General features: G+C 72.8%; 25 protein-coding genes. 11 read left to right on the top strand and 14 right to left on the bottom strand.

From position 1 onward, the window contains the following. Positions 1–87: 87 nt before the first annotated feature. Both CGE01nite_RS10575 and CGE01nite_RS10570 read right to left on the bottom strand, forming a co-directional pair. Complete coding sequence (locus CGE01nite_RS10575; RefSeq protein ID WP_170210944.1) at positions 88–1908, bottom strand: endo-1,4-beta-xylanase; 1821 nt, start codon at positions 1906–1908, stop codon at positions 88–90. Positions 1909–2352: 444 nt separating this feature from the next. Next, a complete protein-coding gene (locus CGE01nite_RS10570; RefSeq protein WP_141370803.1) occupies positions 2353–3159 on the bottom strand; it encodes a Nif3-like dinuclear metal center hexameric protein in 807 nt (268 codons plus the stop codon). A gap of 125 nt (positions 3160–3284) precedes the next feature. Between CGE01nite_RS10570 and CGE01nite_RS17470 the strand changes: the two genes are divergently transcribed. Further along, a complete protein-coding gene (locus tag CGE01nite_RS17470) occupies positions 3285–4214 on the top strand; it encodes a cold-shock protein (RefSeq protein WP_141370801.1) in 930 nt (309 codons plus the stop codon). A 39-nt stretch (positions 4215–4253) separates the two neighbouring features. On the opposite strand, the gene CGE01nite_RS10560 is transcribed toward CGE01nite_RS17470, so the two are convergent. The 7 genes from CGE01nite_RS10560 to CGE01nite_RS10535 all read right to left on the bottom strand — a co-directional run bounded on the left by CGE01nite_RS10560 (position 4254) and on the right by CGE01nite_RS10535 (position 10457). Then, positions 4254–5081: a dienelactone hydrolase family protein gene (locus tag CGE01nite_RS10560; RefSeq protein WP_141370799.1), complete on the bottom strand. Its 828-nt coding sequence runs from the start codon at positions 5079–5081 to the stop codon at positions 4254–4256. Between the two features lie 67 nt (positions 5082–5148). After that, positions 5149–5292: a hypothetical protein gene (locus CGE01nite_RS16975; RefSeq protein ID WP_156186504.1), complete on the bottom strand. Its 144-nt coding sequence runs from the start codon at positions 5290–5292 to the stop codon at positions 5149–5151. Between the two features lie 283 nt (positions 5293–5575). Further along, complete coding sequence (locus CGE01nite_RS10555; RefSeq protein ID WP_141370797.1) at positions 5576–6802, bottom strand: cytochrome P450; 1227 nt, start codon at positions 6800–6802, stop codon at positions 5576–5578. Between the two features lie 31 nt (positions 6803–6833). Next, a complete protein-coding gene (locus CGE01nite_RS10550; protein ID WP_141370795.1) occupies positions 6834–8030 on the bottom strand; it encodes a VOC family protein in 1197 nt (398 codons plus the stop codon). Positions 8031–8078: 48 nt separating this feature from the next. Beyond that, a complete protein-coding gene (locus tag CGE01nite_RS10545; RefSeq protein WP_141370793.1) occupies positions 8079–8744 on the bottom strand; it encodes an SDR family oxidoreductase in 666 nt (221 codons plus the stop codon). Between the two features lie 45 nt (positions 8745–8789). Further along, positions 8790–9335, bottom strand: a complete 546-nt coding sequence (locus CGE01nite_RS10540) for a P-loop nucleotide/nucleoside kinase family protein (RefSeq protein WP_141370791.1) — start codon at positions 9333–9335, stop codon at positions 8790–8792. Between the two features lie 84 nt (positions 9336–9419). After that, positions 9420–10457: a DUF5692 family protein gene (locus CGE01nite_RS10535; protein ID WP_255318498.1), complete on the bottom strand. Its 1038-nt coding sequence runs from the start codon at positions 10455–10457 to the stop codon at positions 9420–9422. Positions 10458–10623: 166 nt separating this feature from the next. Here CGE01nite_RS10535 and CGE01nite_RS10530 point away from each other — a divergent pair, with 166 nt between their 5' ends. After that, positions 10624–11226, top strand: coding sequence for a TetR-like C-terminal domain-containing protein (locus tag CGE01nite_RS10530; RefSeq protein WP_141370789.1), 603 nt, complete (start codon positions 10624–10626; stop codon positions 11224–11226). A 137-nt stretch (positions 11227–11363) separates the two neighbouring features. Next, entirely contained in the window at positions 11364–11942 is a 579-nt protein-coding gene (locus CGE01nite_RS10525; RefSeq protein ID WP_141370787.1) for a GNAT family N-acetyltransferase, read from the top strand. 51 nt (positions 11943–11993) lie between these two features. On the opposite strand, the gene CGE01nite_RS10520 is transcribed toward CGE01nite_RS10525, so the two are convergent. Then, positions 11994–12734: a YqjF family protein gene (locus CGE01nite_RS10520; RefSeq protein ID WP_141370785.1), complete on the bottom strand. Its 741-nt coding sequence runs from the start codon at positions 12732–12734 to the stop codon at positions 11994–11996. A 199-nt stretch (positions 12735–12933) separates the two neighbouring features. Between CGE01nite_RS10520 and CGE01nite_RS10515 the strand changes: the two genes are divergently transcribed. From CGE01nite_RS10515 to CGE01nite_RS10505, 3 genes are all read left to right on the top strand, one after another. Further along, positions 12934–13509 carry a hypothetical protein gene (locus CGE01nite_RS10515; protein ID WP_048341339.1) on the top strand — a complete coding sequence of 192 codons (576 nt, stop codon included), beginning with the start codon at positions 12934–12936 and terminating at the stop codon, positions 13507–13509. 283 nt (positions 13510–13792) lie between these two features. After that, positions 13793–17629, top strand: a complete 3837-nt coding sequence (locus CGE01nite_RS10510; protein ID WP_141370783.1) for an alpha/beta fold hydrolase — start codon at positions 13793–13795, stop codon at positions 17627–17629. Further along, positions 17630–18145, top strand: coding sequence for a hypothetical protein (locus CGE01nite_RS10505; protein ID WP_141370781.1), 516 nt, complete (start codon positions 17630–17632; stop codon positions 18143–18145). 46 nt (positions 18146–18191) lie between these two features. Here CGE01nite_RS10505 and CGE01nite_RS10500 read toward each other — a convergent pair whose 3' ends face one another. The 3 genes from CGE01nite_RS10500 to CGE01nite_RS10490 form a co-directional block, all read right to left on the bottom strand. Then, a complete protein-coding gene (locus CGE01nite_RS10500; RefSeq protein WP_229747566.1) occupies positions 18192–18731 on the bottom strand; it encodes a GNAT family N-acetyltransferase in 540 nt (179 codons plus the stop codon). Positions 18732–18831: 100 nt separating this feature from the next. Beyond that, a complete protein-coding gene (locus tag CGE01nite_RS10495; protein WP_141370777.1) occupies positions 18832–19398 on the bottom strand; it encodes a dihydrofolate reductase family protein in 567 nt (188 codons plus the stop codon). A gap of 107 nt (positions 19399–19505) precedes the next feature. Beyond that, entirely contained in the window at positions 19506–20864 is a 1359-nt protein-coding gene (locus CGE01nite_RS10490) for a cellulose binding domain-containing protein (RefSeq protein ID WP_141370775.1), read from the bottom strand. 192 nt (positions 20865–21056) lie between these two features. On the opposite strand from CGE01nite_RS10490, the gene CGE01nite_RS10485 reads away from it, so the two are divergent. Then, positions 21057–21398 carry a YciI family protein gene (locus CGE01nite_RS10485; RefSeq protein WP_141370773.1) on the top strand — a complete coding sequence of 114 codons (342 nt, stop codon included), beginning with the start codon at positions 21057–21059 and terminating at the stop codon, positions 21396–21398. Positions 21399–21425: 27 nt separating this feature from the next. On the opposite strand, the gene CGE01nite_RS10480 is transcribed toward CGE01nite_RS10485, so the two are convergent. Further along, positions 21426–21905, bottom strand: coding sequence for a MarR family winged helix-turn-helix transcriptional regulator (locus tag CGE01nite_RS10480; RefSeq protein ID WP_141370771.1), 480 nt, complete (start codon positions 21903–21905; stop codon positions 21426–21428). Between the two features lie 112 nt (positions 21906–22017). Between CGE01nite_RS10480 and CGE01nite_RS10475 the strand changes: the two genes are divergently transcribed. The 4 genes from CGE01nite_RS10475 (at position 22018) to CGE01nite_RS10465 (ending at position 23624) form a co-directional block, all read left to right on the top strand. Beyond that, the gene (locus tag CGE01nite_RS10475; protein WP_141370769.1) at positions 22018–22611 is read left to right on the top strand and encodes an isochorismatase family protein; all 594 of its coding nucleotides are present in this window, start codon (positions 22018–22020) and stop codon (positions 22609–22611) included. 73 nt (positions 22612–22684) lie between these two features. Continuing rightward, positions 22685–22954: a hypothetical protein gene (locus tag CGE01nite_RS10470; RefSeq protein WP_174773440.1), complete on the top strand. Its 270-nt coding sequence runs from the start codon at positions 22685–22687 to the stop codon at positions 22952–22954. Positions 22955–23038: 84 nt separating this feature from the next. Continuing rightward, positions 23039–23203 (top strand): DUF8730 family Cys-rich protein, encoded by a 165-nt coding sequence (locus tag CGE01nite_RS16970; RefSeq protein ID WP_170210943.1) that lies wholly within the window; start codon positions 23039–23041, stop codon positions 23201–23203. A 49-nt stretch (positions 23204–23252) separates the two neighbouring features. Beyond that, a complete protein-coding gene (locus tag CGE01nite_RS10465) occupies positions 23253–23624 on the top strand; it encodes a rhodanese-like domain-containing protein (protein ID WP_141370767.1) in 372 nt (123 codons plus the stop codon). The last annotated feature ends 30 nt before the right edge of the window (positions 23625–23654 follow it).

Genomic DNA, 23654 nt, shown 5'->3' with positions numbered 1-23654 from the left:
AGGCCGACCGCAGCAAGCCCGACGCAGCGAGGCCCCGCGGGAGCACAGCGTGCGCTCCCGCGGGGCCTCGTGGGCGTCAGCCGACCGTCACGGCCTGGGGTGCGGCGGCTTCGGCGGGGTGGGCTTCGGGTGGTGCGGCTTGTGCAGCTGGAGCTGGCTGATCGCGCGCTCCAGGTCCGCGTTCGCCTTGTTCACCCTGGCCTGCGGGCCGCCCTTGGCGAGCACGGCCTTCGCCTGACCCAGTGCCTTCTTCACCGCGGCCGCGCTCTTCGGCGTGTACGCGCGCAGGTCGATCGCCTTCGCCTCGGCGACCGTGGCCGCAAGAGTCGAGGTGTCGGTGATCTGCCCGCGGATGCCCAGCCAGCGCTCCGGGTCGGCGACGGCCACCGCGGACAGCTTCTCCGAGAAGTCGCCGTTGAAGATCTGCGGGTTGTGCGTCGACCGCCAGCTCAGCTGGTCCGTCAGCCCCCAGAACGTCACACGGTCGAGGTGCGTCGAGTACTTCTTGTAGACGGCGAAGTACTCGGCGAACCGCTGGGCCTGGATCTTCTCCAGCTCGGCGCGGTTGGTGATCTTGCCGACCCAGTACGTGAACCCGTCACGCGAGATCCGGTCCTTGACCGACGGGTCGGTCAGGTCGCGGTACTGGGAGCGGTCGTCGCCCTCGGGCTGGCCGTTCCACGCCTCCCAGACCTGGGTGTCCAGCTCGCTGATGTCGGCCGTCAGGCCCGCGTCGATGATCAGCTGCAGCGAGCGCTCGACGGACGCGTGGTCCGAGCACGCCCCGGGCTGCCACTCCTCGGCCGCGTCGTTGACGACCTTGCGCAGCTGGGTGTGGTCGGAGCACGCGAACGCCGGCGTCTGGTTGATGTAGTTGTGCGACTGCAGGCCGATGCTCTCGATGAGCGGCCGCTTGTCCCGGGGGTGCTCGGCGGCGTAGCGGGCGTTCAGGTCCTTGGCCATCGTGACGATCGCCTCGCCCTTGCCCTCGGACTGGAAGACGTTGAAGTCGTTGTAGACGAGGCGCTGCTCGGGACCGTACTTGCGGGCGAAGACGAACGCGTCGTAGACGAAGTCCGCGGGGCTCTGGCCCGCCGCGGTGTCGGCGCCGTTGGCGTACGCCGCGTACCAGTTCGACCAGCCGCCGTTCGGGCCGCCGCGCAGGAAGTCGCGCCAGTCCTGCGTGGCCGGGTCGAACTCGTCGAGCCCGTCGACGAACGCCTCGTTGACGACGTCCCAGGAGACGGTGCGACCCTTGAAGTGCGTCAGCACGTCCTTGATGTAGCGCTCCATGTTGGCGCGCGCCAGCTCACGGGTGCCGCCCGTGGGACCGCTGTTGAGGCGGGCCGGGGACTGCCCGTGCCAGACGAGCACGTGGCCGTGGACCTTCTTGTGCTTGGCGAGCGTCTGGTCGACGAACGCGTCAGCGGCCGCGAAGGTGAACGTGAACGCGCCCGTCACGGGGTCGATGTTGGCGTTCGGCAGCAGCTGGTCCGGCTTCATGGCGTTCTCGGCCGTCATCGCGCTGTAGTGCCGCTCGACGGTAGCCAGGTTGGGCGACCCGGCCGCGTACGTCTGCGGGCCCGAGTAGATGTTGCCGACGTCGAAGTAGTCGCGGTAGACGTCCTTGAGCGGCTTGATCGCGTGCCGGAAGCTCGTCGTGAGGACGACGTCGCTCGCCGGCATCGTGAACGAGTCGACCCGGGCGCCGATCCAGTCGAGGTCGGTGGACGTCCAGCCGCCCCACACGTGCCCCTTCTTCGGCGTCGCGGTGAGCTGGACGGTCTCGCCCGGCTCGTAGCTGCCGGCGCCGGTGACGGTGCCGCCGTGCCCGGACACCGTGATCCGGACGTCGAACCCGTCGTCGGCGACCGCGCTCTGTGCGGGCAGGGCGACACCTGCCGCCACCAGGAAGCCGGCGACCGCGGCTCCCGCCCACCGTGCCGGACGCCACCGTCCCTGCGTCGTCGCTGGTCCGTCGTCATGTCGTCGTGTGACAAGCCCTGTCATCGACCCGTTCCTCTCGCTGGCACCGCCCGAGCCGGGGGTGGCGATCGCAGGCGACCGGTGACGCTCAGCCCACCTTGCCCGGCACTCGGCTGACATCCCTCGGTGTGCGGCCGAGACTTTCGACGACGAGAGCCTGTCTCACCAGCCGCACGAGCACGACCAGGCGCATCTCCATCGATGCAGGAGCGTCACCCTCGACGCAGCGGACCTAGGCCGTACGGGTGACACGCTAGGTATCGTCAAGGGGAGCGTCAAGGCGAGACGTCACCCGAACGCGTCGCGGAGGCGACCGCTCACGGCCCGCCGCGGCGACCTGTAGTTGCGCGTGACGGAGCGCAAGAACTAGCGCGTGACGGTCCGGAACGGGTCGGCGGTGGCGACGAGCTCGACCGGGACCTCGGGCAGGAGCTCGCGAAGCGAGCGGGCGTACTCGGCCATCCCCTCCTGCTCGGAGGGCACGTGCCCCACGACGACGACGCCCGCGCACAGCCCCGCGGTGGCCGCGTCGGCGGCGTACTCGCCGGTCTCCCACTCGTGCGCCTCGCCGATGACGATCGCGTCGACGTCGGCGCGGGCGATCAGGGCCCGGTTGTGCACGAACCCCTGGAACCCCGGCTGCAGCCCCACGGCCGAGACGGCCGCGTCCGGGTCGCCGACGTAGCGCAGCGCGCGCGCACCGAGCGCCTCGGCGACGTGTGCGGCGAGCGCGCCGAGCGTCGTCGGCGGCAGGTCGTAGACCTCGTGGTCACCGGCGCGCGCGTGCTCGAGCCAGCCGAGGGCGCGCGCGACGCCCGTCTGGATCCCGTCCGGCTCGCGGTCGTGCCACGCGTCGTGCTGGTGCAGCACCACGAGCCCGTGCTCGGCCACGAACGCGGCCTTCGCCGCGAACACCGGGTCGCCCGCGGACGCCAGCGCCTCGTCGGACGCGCCGTGGTGGTCGAAGTACAGCGGCTCGTGCGTGACGACGAGGTCCAGCCCGCGCGCGGCGGCGCGCTGCAGGACGTCGAGCGTCGCCATCATCGTCACGGCGATGCCGCGGATCGGGGCGTCCGGGTCGCCGGCGAGGAAACCGTCGACCGTCGTCGGCCGTGGCGGCACCCCCACGTGCGTGCCGATCCGCTCCGCCACCTGCCGCGCCGTCACCGTCACGCCCGCCACCCTAGTGACCCGGGTCGAGGCCCCGACGACCAGCAACGAGCGCACCCCACGTCTCGCGACGCGGTCCAGCCGGGGGACACTGGTGGCAGCAACAACTGCTTCGACAAGGAGTCACCGTGCCCCAGGGAACTGTCCGATGGTTCGACGCCGAGCGGGGGTTCGGCTTCCTCGCACCCGAGGACGGCGCCGACGACCTGTTCGTGCACGCGTCCGAGATCCTCGGCGACGACCGCGTGCTCCGCGAGGGGCAGGAGGTCGAGTTCGAGATCGGCGAGGGTGACCGCGGCCCGCAGGCCCGCCGGGTCCGCGTCACGAGCGACCACGCGGCCGACGCGACCCTGGGCCTGCTCGGCACCGTGTCCTGGTACGAGCCGGCCAAGGGGTACGGCTTCGTCATGCCGGACACCGGCGGCGCGGAGATCTTCCTGCACAGCTCCGCGATCGTCGGGGGCGGTGTCGTCACCGAGGGCCAGCGCGTCGCGTTCCTCGTCGTCGACGGCGAGAAGGGTCCGCAGGCCGACCACCTGCTCCCGCTCGGCGCGGACACGAGCCGGTCCGCCGACGACGGTGCGGACGGCACCGTGAGCTGGTACGACGACGAGAAGGGCTTCGGGTTCATCGCACCCGAGCGCGGCGGCGACGACGTGTTCGTCCACGTGAAGGCGCTCGGCGGTGGGCTCTCCGAGCTCGTCGAAGGTGATCGCGTGACCTTCGACGTCGTCGAGAGCGACCGCGGGCCGCAGGCGCGCAACGTCCAGCTCGTGGGCGCTCCGGCCCGCCGAGGCGCTCCCGCACCGTTCGCGCGCGGTCGCTCGGAGCGGCCGCGGTCGTCCGGCGCCCCCGCGCGCGGCGGCCAGGGTGTGGTCGCGCGCTACGACGCGGACCGCGGCTTCGGCTTCATCACCCCCGACGCGGGCGGCGACGACCTCTTCGTGCACGTGTCGGTCGTGCGCGGCGATGACGTCTTGCAGGAGGGCGACCGCGTCCGCTACCAGGTGCGCCAGAGCGACCGCGGCCCGCAGGCCGACGGCGTCGAGCTGATCTGACGCGGGCGGACGTCACTGAGACACCAGTGAGGCGTCCGCTCAGGGGTGTGCGAGGAAGAAGTCGGCGATCTGCTGGCGGACGTCGCTCGTCACCGTGTGCGCGCCGAACAGCTCGTCGACCTGGCGTCGTGCCTCCGTGAGGAACGGGCCGGTGAAGGACGGACCGGGCGTCACCACGGTCCAGTCGATCGCGTTCCCGCGGCCGAGCGGCACCGAGCAGGCGTCCAGCTGGCCGCCCGCGGCGAGCTGCGCCACGGCGTCGGCCGAGTCGGTGGGGCTCACGCCCGAGGTCGGGTCGGCGATGCGCTCGAAGGCCTCGGGCAGCATGCCGACGGGCTCGTTCACGTAGTACGCCCAGTCGACCCCGCTCGCCGCGATCGCCGCCCAGTTGGTGATCAGGCCCGGGTCGGTGGGCGGGACGCGCCGGTCGTTGCGGCCGAGCACCCACATCGTCGGCGGGGGGAGCGGCGCGGTGCTCGAGAAGGTGGCCTCGACGCCCCGCGCGCTGAGGAGGGCGAGCGCCTTGGCGGGGATGGCCGTGGCGGCGAGGCTCGCGAACACTCCCCCTGAGGAGAAGCCGAGGTAGTAGACGTCGCCGCCCGCGAAACCGAGGTCGGCAATCGTCGTGCTCACGTTCTGGAGATCGAGGTTGTCCTCGAGGACCTCGGTCATGTCGTAGCTGCCGCTCGGGCCCTCGCTCTGCACGGCCGCCACCGCGAGCCCGGCGTCGACGAGCGCCTCGACGAGCAGCCGGTCCTCCATGAAGGTGAACCACACGCTCCCGCCCCCGCCGCCGTCGAACAGGACGACGAGCCCGCGGGCGCCGGCCGGGTGGTGGAACCGCACCGTCGTCGTCCCGACGGGCATGGTGCTCAACGTCCACGCGAAGGTCGGCGCGGCGTTGTCCTCTCGATGCCAGCACACGACTCGGGCCTCAGGGGATGAAGTTCTGCTGGACGCTCACGGCACCGGGCGTGAACTCCAGGACCGTCTCCGGCGAGTGGAGCCTGACCTGGGCCTTCAGCTCGTTCACGCCGTCGGCGTCCACGACGAGCAACGAGCGGTTGAGGACCGTCATCTGCCCGGTCTTCCCGCCCCGATGTCGGTGAGGCTCAGGGTGGGGGTGCTGATGGTGGGCATGTCCGTGCTCCCTGCGTTGACCGTCGGGAGCGCTCTGCCCCCTGCCGTCGGAGATCGGTGCCACACCGTGGGGCCGCAGACCGGCGTCAGGGTCAAAGAGGGCGCGCGCCTACGGCGTGATACCCCGCGGAGCCCGCTTCGCCCGGTCCCGACGCTCGAAGCGGCGGCTCACGACGGCACCACCTCCTGCCAGGCCCTCGGCAGCAGGTGGTGCAGCGTCTTCACAGGAGAGCGAGTGGGGCCGATGCCCAGCCGCCGGCCGGTGGGCGTTCGCGCTCGCGGGGACGGTCCGGGTCCGGGTGGACCGCGCTCGTCGCGGCGAGGACCGCGCGGGTGAGCGCGCGCAGCTCGAGGGTCGCGAGCGGGCGTCCCGGGCAGACGTGCTTGCCGATGCCCCACACGAGGTTGTACGGCGCGTGGGCCTCGGGGTCGAACGCGTCGGCGGGGCCGAAGACGCGAGGGTCCCGGTTGGCCCCGGTCCAGTTCACGAGCACCTGGTCGCCCGCGGCGACGGACCGGCCGGCGATCGTGACGGGCTGCGTGGCGATGCGGCGGTTGCTCACGAACGGGTCGTCCAGGCGCAGGATCTCGTCGAGCACGTGGTCCAGCTCGCGGTCGGGCACCCCGGCACGCAGCCGCGCCTGCAGGTCCGGGTGGTCGGCGAGGTAGGTGAGGACGACACCCGCGCACAGGGCCATCGACCCGAGGTCGCCACCGGTCCAGTTCCGCAGGATCGAGACGATCTCGTCGTCGGTCAGCGGTCGCCCGTCGACGCGGTCGCGCACGAGCTCGGTCGTGACGTCGGGCGGGGCGTCCTCGCCTCGTCGTGCGGCGGTCAGCGTCGTGATGATCGTCGTGAAGTGCTGCGCGACGGCGGCGGTGCGCCCACGGTCGCGCGACCGGGTGGCGAGCCGGTTCTCTTCGACCCAGCCCAGCAGCTCCTCCTCGAGCTCGCCCGGCCAGCCCAGCCAGGCGCTCTGCGCACGCACCGCGAACCGCGCCCCGAGCGCCACCGCGTCGACCGGGCCGGGCACGTCGATCGTCGCGACGAGCTCGGTCGCGACGTCCCGCACCACCGGTTCGAGGTCACGCATGCGCTCGGGCGTGAAGTACCGGTCGACGACCGCGCGGAAGGCGCTGTGCTCGGCGCCGTCCATGCCGTTGGGCACCTGCAGGTGGCGCGACACGGCGTTCGAGAACGTGGTGTGGTCCAGCACGGTCGCCATGACATCGGCGTGCGAGAACACGGTCCACGCGCCGTCCGGCCCGCGCGCGACCGGGCAGTGGGTCCGCAACGCGTCGTAGGCGGCGAGCGGGTCGCGGCGCACGCGCGGGCCGCGCGGGTTCCAGTCGGCGCGCGGCGTGCGTCCGTCGTCGGGCTGCGGCGCCCGGCCGCCCCCGAGGTGGTCGTCGGCAGACAGCTCGTCACTCGGGGTGTGCTCGGTCACGAGCCCATCGTGCTCCTGTCCAGGGGTCGGCTCAGCCTGCGACGACGACCAGCTCGTTGCCCTCGGGGTCCGCGAGGCGCCACCGCGTGCCGGTCTCGTCCAGCAGCCGTCCGCCCGCGGCGACGATCGCGGCCACCCGTGCGGCGGCGAGGTCCGCCGGGACCGCGAGCTCGAGGAGGATGCGGTTGCGCTGGCGTCGGCGCTCGGTGTCCTCGACGTCGATGTCCTGGAACATCACGACGGCGTTCAGCCGGCGCGGGTCGACGAGGTCCGTCAGGTTCGTGCGTCGGTCGTGCACGTACCCGAGCGCGGCGGCCCAGAACGCACGCACCGCGGCGACGTCCGCGGCGTCGAGGGCGAGCTGGACGAACCGCGGCACGGCCAGGTCCGACGTGGCGCCGATCTCGCGCGCCGCGGTCTGCAGCCGGGCGGCGAGGTCGGCGAAGTCCAGGTCGAGCCCGTGCGCCTCGGCGTCCCCCTGGTCCTTGCCGGTGTCCAGGACGACGAACCCGGGGCGCAGGTCGATGAGCAGCGGGAACCCCGCCGCGTCCGCGAGCGCGGCCGCCGCCCCGGCCAGGTCGCGCTGCTGAGCGGACGAGGGCACGCGGTACGCAGCCACTGCGCTGAACACCGTCTGCCAGTCGGACGTCGCCTCCGACGGCTCGTCGGACTCGTCGAGCGGCCCGCCCGGCACGAGGTCGACCTCGTTGCCGTCGGCGTCGGCGTGGCACACCCCGTACGGGCCCGAGGCCTCGCCCAGACCGGCGTGCTCGACGGCGTCGGACGGCCGCACCACGTCGACGTGGATGCGGTTGCGCAGCGGTCGCTCCTCGCTCGACTCCCGGATGGCGAACGCCGGGTCGCGGCGCAACGGGTCGACCAGCCGGTCGCCCACCTCCGTGACGTCGCCCAGCGCGCCGCGCCAGAACGGCCGCAGCGCGGACGGGTCCGGGGACTCGAGCACCACGTTCAGCGCTTGCAGAACAGCGGGGTCGGCGACCAGTCCCAGTGCGCGCGCTTCGTCGCAGATGGCCCCCGCGAGGCCGGCTGCCTCCTCGTCGGACTCGAGCCGCACCCGCACGCCCGACGCGCGCACGTCGACCGCGGCGCCGGGCGCGACCTGCGTGACGCGTGCGGCCAGCGCCGCGCCCTCGGTGAGCGAACGCGCCTCGAACCACGCCGTCGTCAGGCCGTCGACGACCCGCCAGTCCCCGCCCAGATCGGTCATATCGGCACAGTAGGACGGCCCACCGACACCCGCCCGGCCGAGCCGCGCTCAGAAGCGCGCGGAGAACGCCCCGTCGGTCTGCAGGAGCTGCCCGGACACCCACCGTCCCTGGGGCGAGACCAGGAACGAGACGACCGCCGCGATGTCCGCGGGCGTACCGAGCCGCGCCAGCGGGTGCGCGGCCGTCAGCGCGGTGCGCGTCTCGTCGTCCATCCACCCGGTGTCGATCGGGCCGGGGTTGACGACGTTCGCCGAGATCCCCCGCGGCCCCAGCTCGCGTGCCGCGGAGATGACGATGCGGTCCAGCGCGCCCTTCGACGCGCCGTACGGCAGGTTGCCGGTCGTGTGGTCGCTGGTCATCGCGACGACCACGCCGCCGTCGGGCGGTGCCTGACGCGCGAACGCGGCGATGAGCAGCAGGCTCGCCCGCGCGTTGACCGCGACGTGGGTGTCGAAGCTCTCCGCGGTCGTGTCGAGGATCCCGGTGTTCACGTCGTACGCGTGGCTCAGCACGAGCGCGGTGACGGGCCCCCGGTCGCGCGTGACCGCGGCCATCAGCTCGTCGGGACCGTCCGGCGTCGACAGGTCGCACGGGTAGTCCGTGCCGACGAGGTCGCTCGTCGCGACGTCCCACCCGTCGGCCCGCAGGCGCGGCACGATCCCGGCCGCGATGCTGTCGGCGCGAGCGGCGCCGGTGACGAGAGCGAGCGGCATGAGTCCTCCGAGGGTCGGCGTGCCGGGGCAGGAAGAGAGCCAGTCCTACCGACGCGCGTCGGCGGGGGCAACGGCATTCACGGTCGCGACGACCTGCTCAGCGACCTGCTGGGGTGTCCGGTCGGTGGTGTCCACCACGTGCGCGGCGTCGTGCAGCCACGTGCGCGCGGCCTCCGCGTACGCGTCGACGTACGCGAGCCGGAACGGCGACGGCCCCATCGCGTGGTCCTCGAGGATCCGCGTGCGCAGCGTCGCGGGGTCCGCGTGCAGGACGACGTGCCGCACCTCGACGCCGTGCCCGGCGAGCCCCTCGCTGATCTCGCGCCAGTACTCCTCGACCAGCACCGTCATCGGCATGACCAACGTGCCGCCCGTGTACTCCAGGACACGCCTCGCGGTGTCGACGACGAGCGGGCGCCACGGCGCCCAGTGCTGGAAGTTGTCGGTCGCCGGCAGCCCCGGCGTGATGTCCATGAGCGTCTCGCCGACCTTCTCCGCGTCGAGGACCCGCGAGCCGGGGATGAGGCGCTGCACGAGCGCGCTCGTCGTGGTCTTGCCCACGCCGTGGGTGCCGTTGAGCCAGACGATCACGGCGACACGCTAGCGGCCGCTCGGCCGCGCCGTCGCCGTCCCGCCGCGCCAGAGGTCGACGCAGCGGGACGGCGGGATGCGCGGTCAGGCCGTGACGAGCGGCTCGTCCTGGGGTCCCGTGGGCCTCGTCGTCGGGACCGCGCCGGCCGGCGCACCCGTGGTCGTCGGCAGGGGCGCGTTCGCCTCGAGGACCTCACGGTACGGGCGCAGGTGCGTGAACAGCTCGTCGCGCAGGGGGTTGCGGCGCCGGGTGACGATGACGCGCACCTGGTAGACGGCGACCGCGACGTTCGCCGCGAGCGACAGCGCCGAGACGACGAACAGGGCCGTCTCGTCGTGCGAGGAGTCGACCGCGAACCGCGACGACGAGACGAACGTCGGGAACGCCATCGTGAACATCATCCACAGCGCGAGCGTGTGCGCGCGGTGCTGCAGCCAGGCGCCCTTCTTGAGGAAGAACGCGGGGATCGTGCAGGAGATCAGCAGCGCGCCACCGGCGTAGAAGGAGTGGTCACCGACGCAGTTGTAGACGTAGGCGAAGTTCCACAGGTCGTACGCGATGATCCAGAACCACAGCATGTCCGGCCAGATCATGTCCTTGGACTTGTCGCGGGAGACGATGATCCCCACCCAGCCGCAGATGGTCAGCGCGTTGAGGATGCCCGCGACGCCGTTCATGTAGTTCCACGCGCCGCCGACCATGAACACGCCGTCGTGCATGCCCTGCAGGCCCGCGACCTGGAAGTCGCGGATGACGGCCTCACCGATGTTCACCGCGAGGATCAGCGCCGGGAACAGCAGCATCCAGCGGTTCTTCGACAGCTTGTCGACGTACCGCAGCAGCATGAAACCGAGGCACCCGGCGAGCGCCGAGTACACCTTCACCCAGTGGAACCAGGTGCCGGTCGACGAGCCCTCGCCCGCCGTCGTCGGCCACACGAACACCGTGAGGACCAGCGGCAGCGCGACGAAGAACGCCAGCCCCGCCCACTTCCAGCGGCGGGTCACCTCGTTGAGGGCGATGAGCGCCCCGAGGACGACGAACCACATCACCCAGGACTGCCAGGGGATGGAGTCGAACAGGAACACCGTGACCTCCTCGCGGACGACCCGTGCCGGCACGGCTCGGGGTTGCTCGACGGTAGGAAGTCGCCACCCGACCAGGCACTGGACACCGGGCGCGAAGTGTCCAGCGGGGCGGTGCCCGGGCCTCGGCAGGGCGGCAGGCCGGGGCCGCTCGGGGACCTTGGGCCCACGGCGACGGGCGCCGTCGGGCCGTTGCAAGGGCATGAGCGACGACGGGTGCACGGGGGTGCGACGTCCGGACGCGCGCGACGCGCTCGCAGCCGCGCTCAAGGCGCGCCTGCGCTCCGAGCCGCTGGACAGGGTCACCGTCACGCAGCTCGCTCGGGACTGCGGGCTGACCCGGCAGGCGTTCTACTACCACTTCCACGACGTGCCGGAGCTCGCCACGTGGGTGTTCGAGACCGAGGTCGCCGCGCAGGTGCGCGTCCAGGCTCGGCACGACGCGTGGGCCGACGGACTGGTGCGGCTCCTCGGGTACCTGCGGGCCAACCGGTCGTCGACGACCGCTGTCCTCGACGGTCTGGGGCGTGCAGGGCTCGAGCGCTTCCTGTTCCGGCAGATGCGGCCCGTGACCGAGGCGGTGGTCCGGGAGGTCGGCGGCGGGGGCCCGGTGGACCCGGCCGACCACCGGCTCGTCGTCGACTTCTACACCTCGGCCGTGCTCGCGGTGGTGCTGCGCTGGGTGTCCGAGGGCATGGTGCAGGACCCGTACCGGTTGGTGGGTGACGTCGAGCTCATGCTGCACGGCTCGGTGCAGGAGTCGATCGCGCGGCTGGACGCCCGCGCTCGTCCACCCGCCCGCTGAGCCCGGGCGGACGGCGTCAGCTCCGGCGCAGGAACGTCCCGAGGCCGGTCGGGGGGACGCCGGTGAGCCCCTACGACCGCGCTCGACGACGCGATTTCGCCTCGCCTTCGTGCGTCGTTCCTCGCATGCTGTCGCGCGTGGACACCTACCTGCGGACCGAGCGCGTCACGCTTCGACCGTTCCGCGCCGACGAGGCCGACCTGCTGATCGAGCTCGACAGCGACCCCGCGGTCATGCGGTACCTGTCCGGCGGCGAGCCGACCGCGCCGGAGCTGATCCGCGAGCGCGACCTGCCGAGCATCCTCGCCGGCTACGACCGGTGGGCCGGAGCGTTCGGGTTGTTCGTGGCGCACGAGAACACGAACGGTGCGTTTCTCGGGTGGTTCTGCCTGCGCCCCGAGCGCGAGGGGCCGCTGGACGTCGTCGAGCTCGGGTACCGGCTGCGCCGACCCGCATGGGGCCACGGCTACGCCACCGAGGTCTCGTCGGCCCTGCTCACGAAGGCGTTCACCGAGCTCGACGTCCGCGTCGTCTGGGGCGCGACGATGTCCCTGAACCGCGCGTCGCAGCACGTGATGGAGAAGGTCGGCATGACCGTCACGCAGACGCTGCCGACGCCCGAGGACATGCTGGCGGTCGAGGGCGCCGAGCTCGGGGGCTACCAGTACGAGATCACGAAGGACCAGTGGGAGCAGCGGCTCGCGCGCCAGCGCTGAGGCGATCACCCGACGGCCTGCTCGTCGCTGGGCGAGTCGCCTGGGTGTCGGCTACGCGCGGGCGCCGACGGGAGCGCCGAACTGCGTGCGGACGCCGCGGGAGAACAGGACCGAGTCGGGGGGCCGGACGGCGACTCCCGGGAGCCCGCACGCGGCGAGGAGATGGTCGTCGAGCGTGAGCAGCTCGGCGGCGCGCAGCGGCCAGGGCTCGTGCCGGTTGGGCAGGTAGAGCGTGCGGCCGAACGCCCGCGTGTGCAGCCCCCAGCGCGCGGTGAGGAACTCGGCCTCCGGGTCGCCGGCCGGGAGCGGCTCGCCGGGCCGTACGACGACGTGCGTCGTGGCGTCGCGTGGCCCCGGCCAGCGGCGCCGCGACGTGTAGGTGACGAGTCCGTCGGCTTCCCGCACGCTCATCCGCGACCAGGTGTAGGGCAGGGCGAGCGCCGCACGGGAGCCGAGGACGAACGCCAGCCGGGCCGCCTCGAGCGTCAGGAAGACCACGCCCCGGCGGCCGTGCTCGTCGACGGAGTAGAGGCGCACGTTCGTCTCGGGGAACGTCCCGAGCCACGGGACGCCGGGTCCACGCCCGGCGCCCGCGCCGACCATGCGGAACGGCACGAGACCGACCCAGCTCGTCCCGTCGTGCACGTCCGGCCTCGTGCCGGGCGGCAGGAGCGGCGCGACGACGTCGGCCGCGACGCGCCAGTGCAGGAACGTGAGGTCGCACCACGACTGCCGCAGCACCGGCCGCCCGCGCAGCGGAGGTGGCGTCGCGGTGATCGGCTCGGGCTGCACCCCGCCACTATCCCCCGCCCCCCGACCGACGCGCGCCTCCGCGCCTGCCTGCCCCGGGCCGCTGTGGGTGGACTTCCGCTCGCTGAGCGAGCGGTTCTCCACCCGATGAGCTGCGGTCACGGTGTGCACGGCCGGGGCTGGCGTCGGCTGGGCCGTGAGGTGCGGTCGGGTGCGCGGGCGTTTCGGTACATTTCCGGGCGTGATCCGTTCCCGCCGTGCCCTCGCCCTCGTCGTCGTCCCCGTGCTGCTGCTGGGCGCGTGCGCGAGCGGAGGGGGCGCCGGGTCGACGGAACCGGCGACGGTCGACGACATCGGGTCCCGGGCGACGCCCGCGGGGATCGCACCCGACCTCGTGTACGTCACCGACGTCGAGGGGTTCGACCTCGCGGTGCAGTCCGTCGGGGTCTCCGGCGATGACGGGTTCTCCGCGACCTACACGCGTGAGGTCGACGACCGGCTGGCGATGGTCGCACTCAGGACCGCACGGACCTCGGTCATCGACCCGTCCGTCGTCGTGCCGTGCGACGAGCTGACGGACACGCAGACGACGCTGCTGTGCGGGGTGGTGCGCGGCGAGGCGTTCGTGTCGCTCGAGGGGACCGACGTCGACGCCGCGACCCTGCGCGCTGCCGGTGAGGCCGTCCGCGTCCCGACCGTCGGCGAGCTGCCGCACCTCTTCTCCGAGGTGCGTGTGCCGGACGGGCCGGTCGAGCGCGGCGACCTGCCCGAGGAAGGCGACGGCGCCCCGATCGACCCGGACCACGCCGGCGGCTAGCTGCGCGCCCGCGCGGCGCGCAGGCTCGCGCTCCGCCCAGCCGCGAGCCACGCGGTCCTGACCCGCGCACGGCCCCGATCGTCGAGAAGTCGGCGCGAGCGACCCGTGCCCGAGCCGGTCTCTTCGGTGGGAGATCGTCCCAGTCGCCCTGATCGGCGTGTTTGGGCCACTTGGGTGAACGCGAGCGAAATCGCCTGTCCGTCCCTCTGGCCTGCCCTAACGTCCACAGCGGCTGGGGGGCACCTGCTCGTCGGCGACCACCGGATCCTGCAGGAGGCATTCGATGCGGCGTTCCCGTCACCTGGCTGTCGTGCTCGTCGCGGTCGGCGCGATTCTCGGCAGCGCGCTGCCGGCGACCGCGTCTGGCGGCCCCGCACCCGACGTCTCCGCGACGGGCGAGGCGCCGCCGCCGACCGCGCCCGCCGCGCGTGGCGCGGTGGCGTCGCGCGCCGCCGTCGGGCAGACGACGACGTACACCGACGACGCGGGCCGCACGGTGTTCCGCGTCGACGACGGGTTCGACCTCGACCAGTACCTGTACCGGGGCCCGCTGACGTTCTCGTTCGACATCGACCGCAGCTACGGGCCGGTCGACGAGCACGGCCACCCCGCGCCGGGGAACCTGCTCTACGGCAAGTCGATGCTCCTGACGATGCGCGCATGGGACGTCGACGAGGCCCAGGGTGAGGTCGACGACGTCCGGTTCAACGGCAACCTGCTGGTGCCGGGCCAGCTCAGCGGCGCGAACAACCAGTGGGCGACCGACACGTTCGACGTGTTCGCCAGCTGGCTGCATCTGCCGACGCCCGACAACCCTCGCGGGACCAACACCGTCCAGATCGACGTGGACCGCAACAACGGCGGGTGGGCGGTCGAGATCGACTGGGCCGAGCTGCGGCCGTACGTCCCGCACAGCTCCGTGCGACCGGTCGTCCTGGCGCACGGCATCACCGACAACGGGGCCGGTGCTGCCCGCAGCGGGATGTGGCGGTTCGACGACTACCTGCAGGAGACGGTCCCCGGCCTGCGCAACCGCACGTCGTCGCCGCCGATGACGCTGAACGGCTCGATCGCGGACAACGTGGCGATCCTGGCGGACGCTGTCGACGACCTCGTCGACGATGAGCCCACGAACCAGGTCGACGTCGTCGCGCACTCCATGGGTGGGCTCGACGCGCGGCAGTACGCCTTCGACAACCCGGGCCGGGTCCGCAACCTCGTGATGGTCGGCACCCCGAACGGTGGGGCGGAGCTCGCCGTCGCGCTCTGCGCGCTGCGCATGAACAAGAAGTTCCCGACGAGCGTCGTCGGATGGCTGGCGCGCGACGCCGCGCCGGAGTTCGGCGACTGCGACGGCCCGGACAACGGTCTGTACCAGCTGTTGCCGGCGTACGTCCGCGATGTCTTCAACCGGCAGGTCCCGGACCGGCCGGGTGTGAACTACCAGACCATCGCGGGCCGCAAGGGTGGACCCGGGAGCGTCATCACCGACGGCTTCGGCCCCGGGATCCTGGGTGAGGATGACGGCACGGTGTCCGTCGCGAGCGTCCGGTGGTTGAGCGTCGCGGACGACGAGCACCCGGGGCTCCACTTCTCGGTGCACCCGACGGTCGACCGCGACCACATGGGGCTCATCCACCAGAGGGACGGCAAGGCCCCCCTCTCGTTCGCGCAGACGGCGTGCGAGATCGCCTACTACGAGGTGGACTTCTGCCCGCTCCCGTACACCCTCGACGGGACGGAGACCGCGGACGAGGTCTCCTCGCGTCGGGCCGTGGCTCCCGAGGCCGCTGCGCGCGCGCAGGTTGGTGTCGGTCCAGCCGCCGTGGTCGAGGCCGGGCAGAGCGTCCAGCTCCCGGTGGACGTCGCTGCTGGTGAGCACGCGGGTCTCACTGTCTTCGCCGACGAGGGACTGGACCTGCGGCTCGACGTCGCTGAGCTCGTCGAGGCGGACGTACTCGGCGTCGCCGCCGTCGGCGCGACCTTCGACGGCCCCGCCGTCCTCACGGTGCACAATCCCACCGACGAGCCGCTCCAGGCCGCGTCGCTGCTGACGCTCGCGTCGACGCGCACGCTCGCCCTCTCCGTGCCGACGCTCGTGCGTGCCGGGGAGGCGTTCGACATCGACGCGACGGTCGCGGGCGCGTTCGACGACGAGGTCGTGGAGTACGTCGTCGCGGACGACGAGGGTGAGGTCGTCGTCCGTGGTGAGCTCACGCGGTCCGGCGACGGCGCCTGGGCGACGACGGTGACCCCGCCCGGCGCAGGCAGCTACACGGTTGCGGTCGCGACCGTCGGTCCGCAGGCGCGCACCGCGGTGTCTCCTGTCGTCGTCGCGGACGGTGGCGAGCTCGTCGGTGGCTTCGAGGAGTTCACCACCGACGACGACGGTGACGGGCTCGTCGACACGCTCGTGCTGGACGTCCCGGTCGACGTCGCACGCGCGGGCGACTACCGGCTCGCGGCGCGACTCGTCGACGCTGCCGGCCGGACCGTGAGCACGGCAGGGACGCGCGCGACGCTGGCCGCTGGACGGGGGACCCTGGTCCTCGAGCTCGACGGTCGGCAGATCCACGACCGCGGCCTCCAGGGGCCATGGACGCTGGTGGACGCGACCCTGTCCGACGGGGCGATGAACCTGCTCGACATCGCCGACCTCGGCCCGCTGGCGCACGACGACGTGGCCGAGCTGGAGCATGACGCTCTGCGGGTCGCGGAGCTGCGCGACGAGCCGGTGGACCCCGACGGCGACGGCCTGATCGACATCCTCTCCATCCAGGGGACCGCACACACCGACGCGTCCGGCTGGTACGCGCTGAACGGCAAGCTCGTCGCGGCCGACGGCACCGAGGTGGGGCGCGCGAGCACCACGGTCTGGCTCGGGGCCGGGGCGACGCCGATCGAGCTCGGGTTCGACGGTGCGACGATCGGCGCGACGGGCAAGGACGGCCCGTTCGTCCTGCGCGACCTCACGCTGTACCCGACGGCCGCCTCGGCGGGCGGGTTGGCGCTCGTCGACAGCCTGCGGACGCAGGCGTACCGCAGCGCGCTGTTCCCGGGCGGCAGCAGCGGTGACGCGCCGCCGATCGCGTCGGCTCGGGTCGCCGCGGTCGACGGTCTGCGGGTGGACCTCGACGCCTCCGCGTCGAGCGACGACCACGGCATCGCCTCGATCGCGTGGGACCTTGGTGACGGGAACGCCGCGTCGGGCGAGACCGTGCACCACGAGTACCCGACCCCGGGGACGTACACCGTCACGGTGCGCGTCACCGACACGGCCGGTCAGGTCGCGACGACCACGCTCACCGTGGTCACCACGGCACCGACCTGCCAGGGACTGGTCGCGACGGTCGTCGGCGACGGGCGAGCGGTGCTGCACGGCACCTCCGGTGACGACGTGATCGTCGGGACCGGCGCCGGCGAGCGGATCGAGGGTGGTGAGGGCGACGACGTGATCTGCGGTGGCGGTGGCGATGACGTCCTCGTCGGAGGGAACGGTGCCGACCGCCTCGAGGGCGGCGACGGCCACGACCGTCTCGACGGGGGTGATGGCGACGACGTGCTGATCGGTGGGGACGAGCACGACGTGCTGGTCGGAGCGAACGGTCGGGACCGCCTGATCGGCGGGGCAGGCGACGACCGTCTCGACGGCGGTGACGGGTCCGACCACCTCGACGGCGGCGACGGCGCGGACGAGCTCGTCGGCGCTAACGGCGACGACACGCTGCTGGGTGGAGACGGCGACGACCGCCTGCTCGGCGGCGACGGTCACGACGTCATCGACGCCGGTGCGGGTGACGACACGGCCGACGGTGCCAACGGCGACGACGTCGTGACAGGCGGCGACGGCGATGACACGATCACGGTCGGTGAGGGCGCCGACACCGTCCACGCGGGAGCGGGCGACGACCGCGTCCTGGCCGGCGGCGGGAACGACGTCGTGCGGGCCGGCGACGGCAAGGACCACGTCGAAGGGGGCGAGGGCGACGACATCCTGTACGGGGAGGCCGGCGACGACACGCTCCTGGGCCAGGGCGGTGACGACACGCTCGACGGCGGGCCCGGGCAGGACGTGCTCGACGGCGGCAACGGTCGCAACGTCATCAGGGACGAGCCTTAGGTGAACGCCCGGCGGGCGGCGCTCAGCGTCCTCTTCGCGGTCCTGCTCGCGGCTGTGGGTGCGGCCGCTGCGTACGCGTTCCACTGGTACGTGGTGCAGCCGTCCGACGGCGAGCTCCTGGCACAGGCACGTCAGATCGAGCTGCCGGGACTCGTCACCGACGGCGACCCCGCGGTCAGCGGGAAGTGGGCGCCGTCGTTCGACCGGGGCTCCGTGGTGTTCGACGCGACGGCGGACGCGACCGTCGACGGCGCGGTCGTCCGGACGGCCCTCGAGGCCCAAGGGTGGGAGGGCGTCGAGGTGCAGACGGGTGCCATGTCGCAGACCGTGACGGCCGCGCGCGGCGCGATCGACGTCGCCGCACGCGTGTGGCCACCGGACGCGGGCGTCGTGGACGTGACGGTGGAGCTGATGCGGGGCGACAGCGTTCCGTCGCTGTCCGTCACGGTCCTGCTGGGGGCAGGCCTCGGCGTCGTCGCCGGTGCGTGGATCGGCGCGAGAGCCACGAGGAGGTAGCGACGCCGGCCGGACACCGAGGCGGGTGCTGGCCCGACGCGGGGCCTCAGCCGTTCGCGGCAGCCCACTCGGTGTCGAGCACCGCGTACAAGTAGGCGTCGTGCCACACCGGACGCCCCGCGTCGTCGGCGCTGAACGACGCGGACTGCCGGAAGTGGCCCTCGCGCCGCAGGCCGAGGCGTTCGAGCAGGCGCCAGGACGCCTCGTTGCGCGGGTCGCAGTGCGCGATCACTCGGTGCGCACCCCACTGGTCGAAGCACACGTCGAGCAGAGCGCGGCACGCCTCGGTCGCGTAGCCCTGGTGCCAGTGGTCGGGGTGGAAGACGTAGCCGAGGCCGTAGCTGCGCCACTCGCGAGGGTCGTCGTGGTGCAGGTAGAGGTTCCCGACGAGCGTGCCGTCGTCCCGGAGGCAGACCGCCCAGAACGACGGGTCGTGCGCACGCGCGCCTGCGAGCTCGTCGCACTGCGCGCGCGTCTGGACGCCGTACGGCTCGAAGCGCACGGCCTCGGGTCGCGACAGGTAGCCGTGCAAGCCCTCGCCGTCGTCGGGCGTGAACCGGCGCACGACGAGCCGGTCGGTGCTCACGCGGGACGGTGATCGCGCAGGGCCGACGGACGTCATGCCCGCAGCGTCCCGCGTGCCGGTCCCGGTCGCCGCGGACCTTCGTCCGCGGGTCAGGCGCCCGTCACGAGGTGCCGCGGATCGCGTGGCGCACGCAGACCGCGCCGTTGGTGAAGCGACGCTCGTCGAGCAGCTCCAGCTCCAGACGGATGCCTCGTGGCAGCGCGGGCTTGCCGCCGCCGACCGTGACCGGGTGCAGGACCAGCACGCACTCGTCGACGAGACCGTGCCGGAAGGCCTCCGCCCCGAGCGTCGCGCCGCCGACGCTCAGGTCCTTCGGGGACGCCGCCTTGAGCCGCCGGACCGCCTCCGGGTCGAACTGCCGCTCGAGGCGGGTGCGCGCCGTCGAGACATCCGTGAGCGTCGTCGAGTAGACGACCTTGTCGGTGTCACGCCAGACCTGCGCGTACTCCTGGACGACCGCCGGTTCGTCGGCGAGCCACTCGTCGTCCTCCCAGACGCGCATCGTCTCGTACATGCGCCGGCCGTACAGGGACGTGCCGATGCGGCGCTCGTGGTCGTTCCAGAACTGGTGCACCTCGTCGTCGGGCACCGACCAGTCGAACGCGCCCGCCGCGTCCTCGAGGTACCCATCCACTGAGGTGTTCGCCGCGTAGATCAGCTTGCCCATGAGTGCCTCCGGTCGACGGGGCTCCAGGTTCTCGCGACGCCGCCCCGCGAGCAACGGTGCTCACGGGGCGACGTGGGCGGTCTTGGCCGGGCCGGTCGGTCTCGGCGTCAGGCCGCGCAGGTCAGGGCCGGCGTGCCGGGCGCACCGGAGCCGATGAAGCCGAAGCTCGTCGTCCCGCTGGCGACCACGGTGCCGTTGTACGGCGCGTTGGTGACGGTCGTCGTCGAGCCGGACGTCCTCACGATCCCGTTCCAGAGGCTGCTCACGGACGCGCCGGACAGCGTGACGGTCCACGACGAGAGCGCCGAGGAGCCGGCCGTCACCGTGACCTCGCCCTGGTACCCGCCGGGCCACGTGCTCACGGCGCGGAACGTCGCGGTGCAGGCGGCCGGGCCGCTGGTCGGGGTGGGTGTCGGGGTCGGCGTCGCCGTGGGAGTGGGGGTGGGAGTGGGGGTCGGCGTCGGGGTCGGCGTGACCGTCGGGTCGGGGGTCGGCGTCGGGGTGGGCGTCGAGTCGTCCCCGCCCTTCGTCGTGTACGGGACGACCGTCCGCGGTGCGGAGCACTTGCCGCCGCAGCTCGACGGCAGCGAGAAGGAGTACTCGCGCCCGCCGAACAGGTACGCGTCGTCGACGTCCTTGACGCGGATCTTGTAGTCGGTGCCGCCCGGCGTCGTCGGCTTCAGCAGGAACGACTGGCCCATGTCGACGTTCATCGGGGTCTGCACCCACGCGCCGTCGGCGAAGTGCTCGATGCCGTGGATGCCGTTGGGCAGGTGGTTGATCGAGACCCCCGCCCACCACTTCTCCGAGCCCTGGATGAACCCGATCTCGATGTCGCCGGTGTAGTTCGGCGCCTCGATGAACTGCCAGCTGACCTTGCGGTTGCCCCAGTGGTTCGGCTCGAGGTCGCCCACCGCGGTGCCGTTCTTCACGAACCTGTTGATGGCCTGGTGGGCCAGGTCGAGGTGGTACGGGTCGTCCCGGCACCACGCGTTGGGGTCGCCGCAGCTGTCGGCGACGAGCATGTCGAGCGTCGCGCCGTTGTACTTGTCCTCGACCCACGCGCCGTTGCGGCAGAACGCCTGCCCGGCCGCGCCGTCGTTGAGGCCGGTGCAGTAGTCGTCGATCGACACCCGGACCCATCGACCGCAGTTGCGGCCGTTGTCCCACATGCCGATCTTCGGGTCGCCCGCGGCCATCGGGCGCGAGTACATCGCGTAGTCGCCCGGGGTGTCGAAGACGTTCAGCGCGATCCAGTTCTGCGTCTCGAGCTGGTCCTGCGGGAGCCCGCAGCCGCCGTAGGGTGCGCCGAGGTTGTCGAACCACGTCGCGTTGCCGGTCACCGGGCCGGTCTCACCGCCGGGCGGCACGGCGTCCGCCTGGGACTGCACGCCGACGAGCGCGCCACCCGCCAGCACCACGGCGAGCAGACGGCTCCATGAACGGATCTTCCCCGGCGACGACATCACGAGCTCCTCTGGTGGTCAGCGATCGGCCCGAGTCTTCACCTCTGCGCGGGCCCCGGGCGGCGGGGTCGCCCGACCGTCCCCGGGGGCGAATCGATTACGCCGCGCGGCCGCTGGCCGGCCGGCGGGCTCTGTCGATTCCGGCGAGGCTCGTCCGTCACGGGAGTGAACGCCACGAACCGGAGGAGCGACATGACGCGGTATGCCATCTACTTCCACCAGCAGTGGGTCGGAGACCACCCGGCCGAGTGGTTCCAGACGCGCGTGGAGCCGAGCAAGGCGGTCGTGCGCGAGATGGAGGAGGCCGGGGTGCTGGTCTTCGCGGGCGGGCTCGAGGAGAACCTGGCCGACGCGTTCAGCGCCGACGCGACGAGCGGGACGCTGTCCATCACCGACGGCCCTTACACGGAGACCGCCGAGTACCTCGGCGGCATCACCGTCATCGACGTGCCCGACCGGGAGTCGGCCAAGATGTGGGCGGGCAAGGTCGCGCAGGGGTGCGGGTGGCCCCAGGAGGTCCGAGTCATCAGGTAGGCGCTCACGCGTCCATCACCCCGTGGTTCAGGGTCGGTCAGGGGCGGGTGCCTCGTCGTGCTCGTCCGAGTGGTGTTCGTCCGTGCGGCGCTCGTCCCAGGCGACGATGCGGGCGAGCAGCGGGACGGCGGCCGCGATCGTCTGCCTCTCCTCGGGGTCGAGGGCCTCGGCCAGCGCGAGCGTGAGCCAATCCGTGCGGCGACGCCGTTCCCGTTCGAGCGCGGCACGACCCTGGGCGGTGAGCACCAGCGGCGACTTGCGGCCGTCCGTCGGGTCTGTGGAGCGCTCGACGAGGCCCTCGTCCTCGAGCGCCCGGACCGTGCGCGCCATGGACTGGGGGCGGACCCGCTGGGCGCCGGCGAGCTCGCTGGTGGTCAGCGCACCCTCGCGTGCGAGCAGCCCGAGGACCGCGGTCAGGGCCTGGGGGCGGGGGTCCTCGGCGCGCCCTCGTCGGACGAGCCGGCCCAGCTGCAGTCGGAGCTCGGCGGCCAGCAGTGCGTCGTCCATGCCTGCAGCCTACGCCCAGACGGACAGCAGAACTGTGCAGTCTTGCTTGACATCTCCCGACCCCGCGATAGACAGTTTTGCTGTCTTTCTCTCCCAGAGTCAGGAGTCCCCCGTGCCCGTCGACGTGCTCGATCCCGCCACCGCCCTCGTCCTGGTGGATCTCCAGAAGGGCATCACCGCCCTCCCGACGGTCCACGACCCGGCGGTCGTCGTCGCCCGCGCCGCACTGCTCGCCGCCGCCGCGCACCAGGCGGGGCGCCCGGTCGTGCGCGTCCGCATCGAGTTCTCGCCCGACGGCGGCGACCTGCTGCGCGGCCGCACCGACTCGCCCGGTCCCGCCGTCGCGCAGCCTGCCGACTTCTCCGAGCTCGACCCCCGCGTCCCCATCTCGTCGTCCGACCTGCACGTCGCCAAGCGCGGGTGGGACGCGTTCACCGGCACCGAGCTCGACTCGCGCCTGCGCCGCCGGGGCGTGCGTGCGGTGGTCGTCGCCGGGATCGCGACGAGCATCGGCGTGGAGTCCACCGCGCGGACCGCGCGCGAGCTCGGCTACGAGGTGGTCGTCGCGCACGACGCCGTCACCGACCTCGTGGCCCAGGCGCACGCGAACGCCCTCGACGTGATCCTGCCGAGGATCGCCCGCCTGGAGACCGCGGCGGCGCTCGCCGACCTGCTCGCGGAGCCGACGAGCAGCGCGGCCGCCTAGCGACGCCGCGCGACCGAGACGCCTACCGTCGGGGCGTGAGGACAGGGTCGCAGAGCGCCGAGCGCTCGAGCGCGTGGCGGGTGGTGCCTCCTACCGCCTCGTCGACCAGGGGCTCCTCGACGCGGCCCTGGTGCCGGTGGTCTACGCCGGCGCCATGCTCGCGGCGGCGATCGGCGCGCTCATCGTCGGCGCGCTGCACGACCGGTTCGGCCCGCGCGTCGTCCTCACGGTCCCGGTGCTGGTCGCGGCTGTGCCGCCGCTCGCGTTCGCCGCGACGCTGCCCGCCGTGCTGCAGGTCGTCGCGGTGGCGCTGATGCGCGCCTCGTCACGGTCACACAGGTAGCCATGGATACCCCCGGGGGTATAAAGTCTCGTATCAGATCGCCGCCGTCTGACCCCCACGCCCCCTCACCCAAGGAGACCCCTCATGTGCTACCCGACCACCTGCAAGACCTGCGGCAAGACCACCTGGGCCGGCTGCGGCCAGCACGTCGACGGCGTCAAGCGCTCCGTCCCCGCGGCCCAGTGGTGCCCGGGACACCCGGACGCCCCCTCGTCGGGTGGCTTCCTCGCCCGGCTCTTCGGCCGCTGAGCCGCGACCCCGCGGCATGGGCTCGCTCGGCTTCACGAAGGAACGTCGCATGATCAGGAACGCACGGGCCGCGCGGGTCTCCGGCCTGGTGACGCTCGTCGGCGCCCTCGCGCTGGCCGGGTGCTCGTCGTCGGCGGACGTCGAGATGGACGCCGACACGGTCGTGATCGACGTGCGCACCGCCGCCGAGTACGGCGCGGGCCACCTCGAGGACGCCGTCAACTACGACGTCCAGAGCCCGGGCTTCGCGGGCCAGGTCGCCGCGCTCGACCCCGAGGGCAGCTACGTCGTGTACTGCCGCTCGGGGAGCCGCGCGGGCGTCGCAGTCGACTACCTCGAGGAGCTCGGCTTCAACGACGTCCAGAACGCCGGGGGTCTCGACGACGCCGCACGGGCCACCGGGCTCGAGGTCGTGTCCTGACCCCCTCGCCCCGACGACCGACGCCTGGCT

Source organism: Cellulomonas gelida, assembly GCF_006538725.1.
GTDB lineage: Bacteria > Actinomycetota > Actinomycetes > Actinomycetales > Cellulomonadaceae > Cellulomonas > Cellulomonas gelida.
This window is presented reverse-complemented; position numbering and strand designations above follow the sequence as displayed.